General features: G+C 72.5%; 11 protein-coding genes and 1 pseudogene. 10 read left to right on the top strand and 2 right to left on the bottom strand.

All coding sequences use genetic code 11. The annotated features are described in order from the left end of the window. Positions 1-194: 194 nt before the first annotated feature. The 9 genes and pseudogenes from infC (at position 195) to ACZ5OX_RS01070 (ending at position 9266) form a co-directional block, all read left to right on the top strand. A complete protein-coding gene (gene infC / locus ACZ5OX_RS01110; protein WP_465628866.1) occupies positions 195-920 on the top strand; it encodes a translation initiation factor IF-3 in 726 nt (241 codons plus the stop codon). 143 nt (positions 921-1063) lie between these two features. After that, positions 1064-1258 carry a 50S ribosomal protein L35 gene (gene rpmI / locus ACZ5OX_RS01105; RefSeq protein WP_030286227.1) on the top strand — a complete coding sequence of 65 codons (195 nt, stop codon included), beginning with the start codon at positions 1064-1066 and terminating at the stop codon, positions 1256-1258. 109 nt (positions 1259-1367) lie between these two features. Next, on the top strand, positions 1368-1763 hold the full coding sequence (rplT, locus tag ACZ5OX_RS01100; RefSeq protein ID WP_030055649.1) for a 50S ribosomal protein L20: 396 nt from the start codon (positions 1368-1370) through the stop codon (positions 1761-1763). Between the two features lie 98 nt (positions 1764-1861). Continuing rightward, complete coding sequence (locus ACZ5OX_RS01095) at positions 1862-2728, top strand: TrmH family RNA methyltransferase (protein WP_465627977.1); 867 nt, start codon at positions 1862-1864, stop codon at positions 2726-2728. Between the two features lie 118 nt (positions 2729-2846). Next, the gene (locus ACZ5OX_RS01090) at positions 2847-3950 is read left to right on the top strand and encodes a sensor histidine kinase (RefSeq protein WP_392874529.1); all 1104 of its coding nucleotides are present in this window, start codon (positions 2847-2849) and stop codon (positions 3948-3950) included. Between the two features lie 126 nt (positions 3951-4076). Then, positions 4077-5198: a phenylalanine--tRNA ligase subunit alpha gene (gene pheS / locus ACZ5OX_RS01085; protein WP_316520288.1), complete on the top strand. Its 1122-nt coding sequence runs from the start codon at positions 4077-4079 to the stop codon at positions 5196-5198. Then, positions 5198-7699, top strand: coding sequence for a phenylalanine--tRNA ligase subunit beta (pheT, locus tag ACZ5OX_RS01080; RefSeq protein ID WP_465627975.1), 2502 nt, complete (start codon positions 5198-5200; stop codon positions 7697-7699). The genes pheS and pheT overlap by 1 nt, the downstream gene beginning before the upstream one ends. A gap of 123 nt (positions 7700-7822) precedes the next feature. Further along, positions 7823-8253: pseudogene (locus ACZ5OX_RS01075) on the top strand (ATP-binding cassette domain-containing protein). 170 nt (positions 8254-8423) lie between these two features. After that, complete coding sequence (locus tag ACZ5OX_RS01070) at positions 8424-9266, top strand: chitosanase (RefSeq protein ID WP_465627973.1); 843 nt, start codon at positions 8424-8426, stop codon at positions 9264-9266. A gap of 73 nt (positions 9267-9339) precedes the next feature. Here the strand turns inward: ACZ5OX_RS01070 and ACZ5OX_RS01065 are convergent, their stop codons facing one another. Continuing rightward, positions 9340-10209, bottom strand: a complete 870-nt coding sequence (locus tag ACZ5OX_RS01065) for a 3-hydroxybutyryl-CoA dehydrogenase (RefSeq protein ID WP_465627971.1) — start codon at positions 10207-10209, stop codon at positions 9340-9342. Between the two features lie 304 nt (positions 10210-10513). Between ACZ5OX_RS01065 and ACZ5OX_RS01060 the strand changes: the two genes are divergently transcribed. After that, positions 10514-11332, top strand: a complete 819-nt coding sequence (locus ACZ5OX_RS01060) for an SDR family NAD(P)-dependent oxidoreductase (RefSeq protein ID WP_465627969.1) — start codon at positions 10514-10516, stop codon at positions 11330-11332. A 48-nt stretch (positions 11333-11380) separates the two neighbouring features. Here the strand turns inward: ACZ5OX_RS01060 and ACZ5OX_RS01055 are convergent, their stop codons facing one another. Beyond that, positions 11381-12286 (bottom strand): polysaccharide deacetylase family protein, encoded by a 906-nt coding sequence (locus tag ACZ5OX_RS01055; RefSeq protein WP_465627967.1) that lies wholly within the window; start codon positions 12284-12286, stop codon positions 11381-11383. Positions 12287-12444 lie beyond the last annotated feature (158 nt).

Raw genomic sequence — 12444 nt, 5'->3', positions numbered from 1 at the left:
TCGCCGCAGCGCCCCTCACCGGGCGCAGCCCCCGGTTGTGTGGAGCCCCGCTTGTACCGAGCGGGGCTTTTTTCGTGTGGCGGTGTACGTACCGGACAGCGCAGCACGAATGAAGCCCCGCCCAGTGGTCGAGTCCACTACGTGCGACCGCCGTCCGACGGCCGCATCGCAGAAGGTGCAACCGAGGAGGCCCCATCAGCACCGAGCCCCGCATCAACGACCGGATTCGCGTCCCCGAGGTGCGACTCGTCGGTCCCAGCGGCGAGCAGGTCGGCATCGTGCCGCTTGCCAAGGCGCTGGAGCTCGCGCAGGAGTACGACCTCGACCTGGTCGAGGTCGCGGCGACCGCCCGGCCGCCGGTGTGCAAGCTCATGGACTACGGCAAGTTCAAGTACGAGTCGGCCATGAAGGCCCGTGAGGCGCGCAAGAACCAGGCGCACACGGTCATCAAGGAGATGAAGCTCCGGCCGAAGATCGACCCGCACGACTATGACACCAAGAAGGGTCACGTCGTCCGGTTCCTCAAGCAGGGCGACAAGGTCAAGATCACGATCATGTTCCGCGGTCGTGAGCAGTCCCGCCCCGAGCTGGGCTTCCGTCTGCTTCAGCGGCTCGCCGACGACGTCCAGGACCTGGGCTTCGTCGAGTCCTCGCCCAAGCAGGACGGCCGTAACATGATCATGGTCCTTGGCCCGCACAAGAAGAAGACCGAGGCGATGGCCGAGGCCCGCGCCCTCGCGGACGCCCGCAAGGCCGAGCGTCAGGGCCGCACCGCCGGCTCCGACGCCCCTGCGGAGGCCGAGGTCGAGGACGCCGTGACCGAGGATGCCGTGACCGAGGCGCAGGACGCCCCGGCCGAGGCGCCGGCCGTCGAGGCCGACGCTCCGGTCGAGGAGCCGGCCGCCTCCCAGGGCGCCTGAGCCTTCACCGGCCAGGAGGGCCCGGGAGACCGGCCCACAGGGTGACGGGGCGTCCCGCCCGGTCACCGCAGATCCATCCAGTTCACGCCCGCGTGGCGACCGCCGCGCGGGCGTGAACGGGACCGACGAGGAGATACGGCGAAATGCCGAAGCAGAAGACGCACAGTGGCGCCAGCAAGCGCTTCAAGATCAGTGGCTCTGGCAAGGTGCTGCGCGAGCGCGCCGGCCGCCGCCACCTCCTGGAGCACAAGCCCTCGACGCTGACCCGCAAGCTGGCCGGGACCGTCGAGATGGCCCCCGCTGACGCCAAGAAGATCAAGAAGCTTCTCGGCAAGTGATCGCCCTCCCGCCCGGCGCGAGCCGCGAGCGGGGCAGCTGATCCTTCCCGACCCATTCGAATGACGGACCGCGTGAAGTAGTCCGTGGTCCAACCCAAGGAGTAATCAAGTGGCACGCGTCAAGCGGGCAGTCAACGCCCACAAGAAGCGCCGGGTCATCCTGGAGCGCGCCAGCGGCTACCGTGGCCAGCGTTCGCGCCTGTACCGCAAGGCCAAGGAGCAGGTCACCCACTCGCTGGTCTACAACTTCAACGACCGCAAGAAGCGCAAGGGCGACTTCCGTCAGCTGTGGATCCAGCGCATCAACGCTGCGGCCCGTGCCAACGGCATCACCTACAACCGCTTCGTGCAGGGCCTGAAGGCCGCCAGCGTCGAGATCGACCGCAAGATGCTGGCCGACCTGGCCGTCAACGACCCGGGTGCGTTCGCCTCCCTGGTCGAGGTCGCCCAGAAGGCGCTGCCGGCCGACGTGAACGCCCCGAAGGCCGCCGCCGACGCCGCCTGATCTTCCGAGATCGGTTGAGCTCTGACCGGACCCGCAGGTTCGCCTGCGGGTCCGGTCCTGCTTTGCCCCCTCCTTCAGCGCCTCCGGAGAACGAGACCATGCCCAGCACCGACACCCCCCTGCTGACCTCCCTGCGCTCGCCGCGCGTCGTGGCCGCCCGCCGGCTGGCCAAGCGCAACCAGCGCACCAAGGAGCGCCGCTTCCTGGCCGAGGGCCCGCAGGCCGTCCGGGAGGCCATCGCCTTCGGCAGGCTGCCGGGCACCGGTGAGCACGCCGTGGTCGAGGTCTACACGACCGTGGAGGCCGCCGAGCGGCACGCCGGCATCGTCGAGGCCGCCCTGGCCGAGGGGCTGCCGGTGCTGACCGCCACCGACGAGGTGATCGCCGGGATCTGCGACACGGTGACCCCGCAGGGCATCGTGGCGCTCTGCCGCTTCATCGACACCCCGTTCGACGAGGTGCTCCAGGGCCGCCCCCAGCTGGTCGCGATCCTCGCCCACGTGCGCGACCCCGGGAACGCCGGCACCGTGCTGCGCACCGCCGACGCGGCCGGCGCGGACGCCGTGGTGCTCACCGACGCCTCGGTGGACCTCTACAACCCGAAGGCCGTCCGGGCCTCCGTGGGCAGCCTGTTCCACCTGCCGGTGGCGGTCGGCGTGCCGGTCGAGGAAGCCGTCGGCAGGCTGCGCGAGGCCGGCGTCCGGGTGCTCGCCGCGGACGGCGCCGGGGAGCGCGACCTGGACCGGGAGCTGGACGAGGGCACCCTGGGCGCGCCCGGCGCATGGGTGTTCGGCAACGAGGCGTGGGGGCTTCCGGAGGAGACCCGCGCGCTCACCGACGAGGTCGTGCGCGTCCCGATCCACGGCCACGCCGAGAGCCTCAACCTGGCCACCGCGGCGGCCGTCTGCCTGTACGCCTCGGCCCGCGCCCAGCGTTCGCCCGGCGGCTGCCGTTCGAACGCCTGACGCACCCCGGGGGCGCGTCCGGATCACCCCCTTGCAAGCCCTACTGCACGGGCTCGGGAGGCGCTAGGGTCTGCCTCTGTGGGGGGAACGGCACGGTGGGTAATCGGGGAGGCAACCCATGGTCGGCAGCGGGCCCGAGCTCGACCCGGACGACCTGCCGGACGGCCTGGTGGTCGCCGACGCGCTGGGCCGGGTGGTCTGCTTCAACCGGGTCGCGGCCCGGCTCACCGGCGTGCTCCCGCAGGCCGCGCTCGGCAGTGAGCTGGAGGACGTCCTCCCGCTGGAGGACCTGGACGGCCGCCGCTGGTGGCAGCTGACCGACCCGTACGGCGGCCTGGCCATCCGCACCCGCCAGCCGGAGCGCAACCTGCTGCTGCCCGGGGGGCGCGAGGTGCTGGTCTCCGCCCGGTACGTGCGCAGCGCGCCGGGCGGGCCGCTGGAGCGCCTGGTGATCGCCCTGCGCGGCACCGAGGCCAGGCGCCGCACCGAGCGCAGCCACGCCGAGCTGATCGCCACCGTGGCGCACGAGCTGCGCTCCCCGCTGACCAGCGTCAAGGGCTTCACGGCGACGCTGCTGGCCAAGTGGGAGCGGTTCACCGACGGGCAGAAGCGGCTGATGCTGGAGACCGTCGACGCCGACGCCGACCGGGTCACCCGGCTGATCGCCGAACTGCTGGACATCTCCCGGATCGACTCCGGCCGGCTGGAGCTGCGCAAGCAGGTGGTCGACCTGGCCGCGGCGGTGCGCCGGCACGTCGAGCGCAAGGTCGCCACCGGCATCCCCGAGGACCGCTTCGACATCCGGATCAGCGAGCCGCTGACCGTCCTGTGGGCCGACCCGGACAAGGTCGACCAGGTGCTCGCCAACCTGCTGGAAAACGCGGTGCGGCACGGTGACGGAACTGTCACCATCGAGGTGGCACCGGCCAAGGAGGTCGTCGAGGCGCCCCTCTGGGAGCGCGACGGCACTCCACCCCGCATCGTGGAGGGCACAGCGGTCACCGTGAGCGACGAAGGCGGCGGGATCCCCGAGGAGTCGGTGCCCCGCGTCTTCACCCGCTTCTGGCGCGGCTCCAAGCGCGGCGGCACCGGCCTGGGCCTCTACATCGTCAAGGGCATCGTGGAAGCCCACGGCGGCTCGATCCGCGTCGACCGAGCCCCGGGCGCCGGCGCCCGGTTCCGATTCATCCTGCCCGCCGGGGTCCCGGACTTCATGCTCTAGGGCTCCACGGGGGCGGGCTGCGGGGAAGCGGCGCCGAGCGGCGCTACACGCTGCGACTACACTCGACCTTTGGCGTTGACCCCAAGACCTTGAGCACGGACGAGCAGGAGCACGGGAAAGATAGAGATGTCGGCACCCAACAAGTCGTACGACCCGGTCGAGGTCGAGGCCCTCAAGCCCGAGGTGGTGGAGCAGGCGCGGGACGAGGCGATCGCCGCGTTCGCCGCCGCCGGCTCCCTGGACGAGCTGAAGCAGGCCAAGGTCGCCCACACCGGCGACCGCTCCGCGCTCTCGCTCGCGAACCGCGAGATCGGCGCCCTGCCCCCGCACGCCAAGGCGGCCGCCGGAAAGCTGATCGGCCAGGCCCGCGGGGCCGTCAACCAGGCCCTCGCCAAGCGGCAGGCCGAGCTGGAGGCCGAGCGGGACGCCCGCGTGCTGGTCGAGGAGGCGGTGGACGTCACGCTGCCGTACGACCGCGCCCCGCGCGGCGCCCGGCACCCGCTGACCACCATGGCCGAGCGCATCGAGGACACCTTCGTCGCGATGGGCTACCAGGTCGCCGAGGGCCCCGAGGTCGAGGCCGAGTGGCTCAACTTCGACGCCCTCAACCTGGGCCCGGACCACCCGGCCCGCTCGATGCAGGACACCTTCTTCGTCCAGGCCCCGGACGGCTCCGCCGACTCCGGCGTGGTGCTGCGCACCCAGACCTCCCCGGTCCAGGCCCGCACCATGCTCGACCGCGAGCCCCCCATCTACGTGGTCTGCCCGGGCCGGGTCTACCGGACCGACGAGCTGGACGCCACCCACACCCCGGTCTTCCGCCAGGTCGAGGGCCTCGCGGTGGACGAGGGCATCACCTTCGCCGACCTCAAGGGCACCATCGAGGTGCTGGTCGAGAAGCTGATCGGCGGCGGCCTGGAGCTGCGCTGGCGCCCCTCGTACTTCCCGTTCACCGAGCCGAGCGCGGAGATCGACCTCCAGTGCTTCGTGTGCCGCGGCGAGAGCGTCGGCAACCCGGACCGGCCGTGCCGGACCTGCTCCTCCGAGGGCTGGATCGAGCTCGGTGGCTGCGGCGTGGTCAACCCGCGGGTGCTGGTCGCCTGCGGTGTCGACCCCAACCGCTACAGCGGCTTCGCCTTCGGCCTGGGCCTGGAGCGGATCCTGATGAATCGTCACAACGTCGCCGACATGCGCGACATGGTCGAGGGTGACGTCCGCTTCACCCTCCCGTTCGGGATGGAGATCTGATGCGCGTCCCGCTTTCCTGGCTGCGCGAGTACGTCGACCTGCCGGCCGGCGAGACCGGTCGTGACGTCGCGGAGCGCCTGGTCCGGGCCGGCCTGGAGGTCGAGACCGTCGAGCAGCTCGGCGCGGACCTCAAGGGCCCGCTGGTGGTCGGCGAGGTGCTCTCCATCGAGGAGCTGTCCGGCTTCAAGAAGCCGATCCGGCACTGCTTCGTGAACGTCGGCGACGTCAACGGCACCGGCGAGCCGCAGGAGATCGTCTGCGGTGCGACGAACTTCGCCGTCGGCGACAAGGTCGTCGTCGTGCTCCCGGGCGCCGTGCTGCCCGGCCCGTTCCCGATCGCCGCCCGCAAGACCTACGGCCACACCTCGGCCGGCATGATCTGCTCCGCCCGCGAGCTGGGCATGGGCGACGACCACAACGGCATCATCGTGCTCCCGCCGGAGTACGAGGCCGGCACCGACGCCGTCGAGCTGCTCCAGCTCGTCGACGAGGTGCTCGACATCGCCGTCACCCCGGACCGCGGCTACTGCCTGTCCATGCGCGGCGTGGCCCGTGAGGCCGCCGCCGCGTACGGGCTGCCGCTGGCCGACCCGGCGCTGCTCGACGTGCCGCCGGCGAACTCCTTCGGCTACCTGGTGAAGGTCAACGACCAGGCCGGCTGCGACCGCTTCGTGGCCCGTACGGTCGTCGGCCTCGACCCGAACGCCAAGTCCCCGATCTGGCTCCAGCGCCGGCTGCAGAAGTCGGGCATCCGCCCGATCTCGCTGACCGTCGACATCACCAACTACGTGATGCTGGAGGTCGGCCAGCCGCTGCACGCCTACGACAAGCAGCGCGTGGACGGCCCGATCGTCGTCCGCCGGGCGGAGCAGGGCGAGGTGCTCACCACCCTCGACGGGGTCGAGCGCAAGCTCTCTGCCGAGGACCTGCTGATCTGCGACAACAGCGGCCCGATCGGCCTGGCCGGTGTGATGGGCGGCGCCTCCACCGAGATCCTCGACCCGGCCGCAGGCCCGGGCACCACCGAGGTGATCATCGAGGCGGCGCACTTCGACGCGGTCGCCATCGCCCGCAGCGCCAAGCGGCACAAGCTGCCCTCCGAGGCGTCCAAGCGCTTCGAGCGCGGCGTCGACCCGGAGGCCGCCCGCGCCGCCGCGCAGCGCGCCGTCGACCTGCTGGTCCTGATCGCTGGCGGTACCGCCGAGGCCGGGGTCACCGACATCGCCGCCCCGCACCCGGTGCGCACCATCACCATCGCCGCCGACCTGCCCGACCGGGTGGCCGGCACCGGGTACGGCCGCGAGACCGTCACCCGGCGCCTGCAGGAGATCGGCTGCTCGGTCTCCGGCGCCGACATCCTGGAGGTCACCCCGCCGACCTGGCGCCCCGACCTCACCGACCCGTACGACCTCGCCGAGGAGGTCATCCGGCTGGAGGGCTACGACAACGTCCCCGCCCGGATGCCCAACGTCCCCCCGGGCAAGGGCCTGACCGAGGCCCAGCGGGTGAACCGCCGGATCGGCGTCGCGCTGGCCGGGGCCGGCTACGTCGAGGTCAACAACTACCCGTTCCTCGGCGAGACCGCCTTCGAGGCGCTCGGCCTGGAGGCGGACGACCGGCGCCGCCGCACGGTGAAGCTGGTCAACCCGCTGAACGACGAGGAGCCGGCGCTGCGCACCACGCTGCTGCCGGGCCTGCTCGGCGCGCTGCGCCGCAACGTCGGCCGGGGCAACACCGACCTGGCGATCTTCGAGACCGGCACCGTCTTCCTGCCCAAGGACGAGCTGAGCGTGGCCCCGCGCCCGGCGGTCGACCACCGGCCCAGCGACGAGGAGCTGGCCGCGCTGGACGCCGCGCTGCCGGAGCAGCCGCGCCGCATCGCCGTCGCCCTCGCGGGCGAGCGGCTGCCCTCGGGCTGGTGGGGCAAGGGCGCCCAGGCCTCCTGGGCGGACGCCGTCGAGGCGGCCCGCACGGTGGCCCGGGCGGCCGGCATCGAGCTGACCGTCCGCCAGGGCCAGCTGGCGCCGTGGCACCCGGGCCGCTGCGCCGAGCTGCTGGTGGCGGGCACCGACCGGGTGGTCGGCCACGCCGGTGAGCTGCACCCGCGGGTCGTCAAGGCGCTCGGGCTGCCGGCCCGCACCGCCGCGATGGAGATCGACATCGACCTGCTCACCGCCGACGGCGCCGAGCGGGTCGGCGGCCCGACCGTCTCCGGCTTCCCGGTGGCGACCCAGGACGTCGCGCTGATCGTCGACACCGCCGTTCCGGCGGCCGAGGTCGAGGCCGCGCTGCGTGCCGGCGCGGGTGAACTGCTGGAGGCCATCCGGCTGTTCGACGTGTTCACCGGTGAGCAGGTCGGCGAGGGCAAGAAGTCGCTGGCGTACGCGCTGCGCTTCCGCGCGGTCGACCGCACCCTGACCGCCGACGAGGCCACCGCCGCCCGTGAGGCGGCCGTCGCCGAGGCCGTCGCCCGCACCGGCGCGGTGCTGCGCGGCGCCTGACGCGGCAGCCGGCGCGGCAGCGCCCGAGGAGGGCCCCGCCCCGGACCACGAGTCCGGGGCGGGGCCCCTTCCCTTTCCCGCCTCCTCCGCGGAGTTGACGGCACGTCCGTCGTTTCCGGGCACGTGGTGGCCCTGGTCGGCCCGAACGGCGCCGGCAAGACCACGCTGCTCGGCCTGGCCGCCGGACTGGCCCTGCCGAGCAGGGCGCGCTGACCGTCCTCGGTGACCAACTGCCCGGCTCCCCGCGCGCGTTGGACCGGGTCGGCTTCGTCGCCCGGAACGCCGGGCTCTACCCCGGCCTGCCGGTGCGCGACCTGCCGGCGATGGGCCGACACCTCAACCGCCGCTGGGACGAGGCCCGGGTCCGTACCCACCTGGACCTGGACGGCCTCGGCATCCCGCTGGACCGCAGGTACGGCCGGCTCTCCGGCGGCCGGCAGGCCCGGGTCCTGCTCGCCCCGGCCCTCGCCGAGCGGCCCGAACTCCTGCTGCCGGACGGGCGGTTGGCGTCCCTCGACCCGCTCGCCGGCACGACTTCATGGCCGTGCTGCTGACCGTGGTGGCCGAGGACGGGATGTCGGTGGTGTTCGCCCGGTCGACGGCTGCGATCCGCGGTTCCGAGGTTTCTTGAAGAAGTTCCGTCAAAACGCTTGCGGGAGTGCGGCCCGAGGGGTTTTCTTCTCGTTAGGAAAGTTTCCTAACCCACGAGGAATCGGAGCGTCCCATGCGCCCTCAGCCCCGTCGTGCCCTCCGCATCGCCCTCGCCGCCGCCCTGGTGGCCGCGCCGCTCACCGTCGCGGCCACCTCGGCGGCCCAGGCCGCCCCGTCGCCGGCCGCCGCCGTCCGGCTCGCGGGGGTCGGGCTGGACGACCCGCACAAGAAGGACATCGCCATGCAGCTGGTGTCCAGCGCGGAGAACTCGTCGCTGGACTGGAAGGCCCAGTACAAGTACATCGAGGACATCAAGGACGGCCGCGGCTACACCGCCGGCATCATCGGCTTCTGCTCCGGCACCGGTGACATGCTGGAGCTGGTCCAGCACTACACCGACCTCAAGCCCGGCAACGTCCTGGCCAAGTACCTGCCGGCCCTGAAGAAGGTCAACGGCACCGACTCGCACGCCGGCCTCGGCTCCGCGTTCGAGAAGGACTGGGCCGCCGCCGCCAAGGACACCGTCTTCCAGCAGGCCCAGAACGACGAGCGCGACCGGGTGTACTTCAACCCCGCCGTCAATCAGGCCAAGAGCGACGGCCTGCGCGCGCTCGGCCAGTTCGCCTACTACGACGCCATCGTCATGCACGGCCCGGGCAACAGCTCGGACAGCTTCGGCGGCATCCGCGCCGCCGCGATGAAGAAGGCCAAGACCCCCGCCCAGGGCGGCGACGAGGCCACCTACCTCAAGGCCTTCCTGGACGCCCGCAAGGTGGTCATGAAGAAGGAGGAGGCGCACTCCGACACCAGCCGGGTGGACACCGAGCAGCTGGTCTTCCTCAACGCCAAGAACTTCGACCTCAACCCGCCGCTGAAGTGGAAGGTCTACGGCGACAGTTACACCATCAACAGCTGACGCCGCACCGGACAGCGGGGCCCGGCCGCCGGTTCACGGCCGCCGGGCCCCGCTGTCCGGAAGCGCCGGAGTGTCAGGCGCTCGCGGTGTAGTCGTAGAAGCCCCGGCCGGACTTGCGGCCCAGCAGGCCCGCGTCCACCATCCGGGAGAGCAGCGGGGGAGCGGCGTACAGCGGCTCCTTGTACTCGTCGTACATCGACTCGGCGATCGAGACGATGGTGTCCAGGCCGATCAGGTCGCACAGCCGCAGCGGGCCCATCGGGTGGGCGCAGCCGGCCTCCATGCCCTTGTCGATGTCGGAGGCGGTGGCCACGCCCGACTCGAACATCCGCACCGCGGACAGCAGGTACGGCACCAGCAGCGCGTTGACCACGAAGCCGGCCCGGTCGCGGGCGCGGATCGGCTCCTTGCCGAGCACCTGGGAGGCGAAGGCCTCCACCCGCTCGGTGGTGGTCGCCGAGGTGGTCAGCGTGGGGATGACCTCGACCAGCTTCTGCACCGGCGCCGGGTTGAAGAAGTGCAGGCCGATCACCTGCTCCGGGCGGGTGGTGGCGGCGGCCAGCTTCACGATCGGGATCGAGGAGGTGTTGGAGGCGAGGATCGCGTCGCGGCGCTCGATCACCCGGTCCAGGGTCTCGAAGATCCCGACCTTGATGTCCTCGCGCTCGGCGACGGCCTCGACCACCAGGTCGCGGTCGGCGAAGTCGGACAGGTCGACGGTGAAGGACAGCCGGGCCAGCGCCTCGTCCCGCTGCTCGGGCGTCAGCTTGCCCCGCTTGACCGCCGTCTCCAGGGAGTTGGTCAGCCGGGTGCGGCCGAACTCCAGCGCCTCACCGCTGGCCTCCGACACCAGGACGTCCAGCCCGGCCCGGGCGAAGACCTCGGCGATGCCCGACCCCATCAGGCCGCAGCCGATCACTCCGACGCGCGCGATGTCACTCACTCAGTTGCCCTTCGACGGTGCTGGGGGTCGCCCAGCTACGGGTGGCCCAGCGAGCTGCTGGACGACGGGCCGGTGTACCGGAATGGGTGCACCGGTCACCGCCCCGACGACGTTACTACTCCGTACCGACCAGTAGGTCACCCCCTCCCCGGCAGGGTGCCACCGCCGGGAATCCCCCGAACGGGTGAGGCAGGGCCCCCGGTCCCGTGTGCCCGGGGCCGGCTCCGCCGCTCGGCCGACAGAATGCCGCAGACGGGGGCCGGGGCCGAAGCGGACAGGGCCGGGGGCGCGAAGGGAGCACAGCGTGTCGACGGGATCACTCGCAGGACAGGTCGCCCTGATCACCGGCGCCGGCCGGGGCATCGGCCGGGAGCTCGCCATCGGCCTGGCCGCCGAGGGGATGTCCGTCGGCCTGGTCGGCCGCACCCACGAGACCCTGACCGACACACTCAAGGAGTGCGTCAAGCGCGGCTCCCGGGGCGTCGCCGTGACCGCCGACGTCACCCGTCCGGGCTCGGTGCGCGAGGCGGTCCGGGTGATCGAGCGCGACCTCGGGCCGACCAACCTGCTGATCAACAACGCCGGCCTGGTCGACCGCGCCGAGGTGCCGCTCTGGGAGACCGACGCCAACCAGTGGTGGCAGGTGATCGAGACCAACCTGCGCGGCCCCTACAATCTGCTGCGCTGCGTGCTGCCCGGCATGGTCGCCCGCCGGCGCGGCCGGGTGATCAACCTCAACTCGGGCTTCGCGCTGCGCCCGGACGGCAACTACACCGCGTACGCCACCTCCAAGGGCGCGCTGCTCCAGCTCTCCGACAACATGGCGGACTCGCTCGCCCGCAACGGCATCGTGGTCCTCGACATCAGCCCGGGCGCGGTGGCCACCGACATGACCGCCGGGATGCCGATGTTCCGGGACACCACGGCCTGGGGCTCCATCCCGTACGTGGTGGCCGTCATCGTGGACGCCGCCCGCGGCCGCTTCGACGGGCTGCACGGCCGGTTCATCCACGCCGGCCGGGACAACCTGGAGGAGCTGGTCAACCGGGCCGACGCGATCCGCGCCGCGGACGCCCGCACGCTGCGGCTGCGCCCGTACAAGGACGACGACCCGATGGTCTGACCGGGTGTCCGGGCCGGAGCGTTCGGGTGCCCGGGCCGGGGCCGGGGGTCAGGCGCAGAGCTGGCTGGCGGTCACCGGCTTGAGCCCCGCCTTGGCCAGGCCGTCCAGGATCGCGGGCAGCGCGTCCACCGTGCACTGGTGCCCCATGTGCAGTGCCACCACCGAGCCGCCGCGCGCCGAGTTCAGCACCCGGCGCTGCAGCTCGGCGGCCGAGGGGTCGTTGTAGTCGCGCGGGTCCACGTCGAAGGACAGCACGTGCTCGTACCCGACCGCCTTGGCCTGCTCGCGCACCATCGGGGTGGCGTACTGCGCGGCGGAGGGGCGGAACCAGCGGCCGATCGAGCCGGTGAGCTTCTGCAGGCGCTCCGCGCACTGGGCGATCTCGGCACGGGCCTGCTCCGGTGTCATGGCCGAGATGTTGAGGTGGTTCTGGGTGTGGTTGCCCAGCTCGTGGCCGCCGTCCAGGATCCGCCGGGCCATCTGCGGCTGCTGGTCGAGCCAGCTGCCGACGACCATCACGGTCAGCCTGGCGCCGCGCTGCTCGGCGACCTCCAGCAGCGCGGTGGCCAGCTTCGGGTCGCCGCTGCCGTGGAAGGTGAGCGCCACGTTCCTGCCGGTGCGAGGCCCGTACGCGACCTCGACCGGGGTGCCCGGCGCGAGCGGCGGCAGCACCGGCGGGGCCGGCGGGGTGGACGGCTCGGCGGCGGCGGTCGGCTCGCCGTCGGGCCGGGCTTCCGCAGAAGCGGCGGCCGTGGCGGAGGCCGGGCCCTCGCCGCCGCTCCAGGCCGGGTCGGTGGTGTGCTGCGGGTCCACGGTGCCGGGGTGCGCGGCCAGCGCCCCCGGGTCGGCCCGGCGGAGGTTCCCGGTGCCGCAGGCTGTGAGCAGGCCACCCGCGGCGGCGAGGGCGGCGAGGCGGGCGGTGGAGCGCAGTACGGTGCGGCGGTCGGCAGTCATCGGCAGCCAGCATAGAGAGGACGGCTCCGGCGGGCGATCCGGTCCGTCCGGTCGGCCGGACCGGCCTTGACGTGCACACACTCTGTCGCCGGCAGTTGCGTAAACCTGAACTCCCGCTGTTTCCGCGCCGTGTCCTTGGATACGATCGCCGCGCACCG

It is taken from the genome of Kitasatospora sp. NPDC032121 (assembly GCF_055580145.1).
This window is presented reverse-complemented; position numbering and strand designations above follow the sequence as displayed.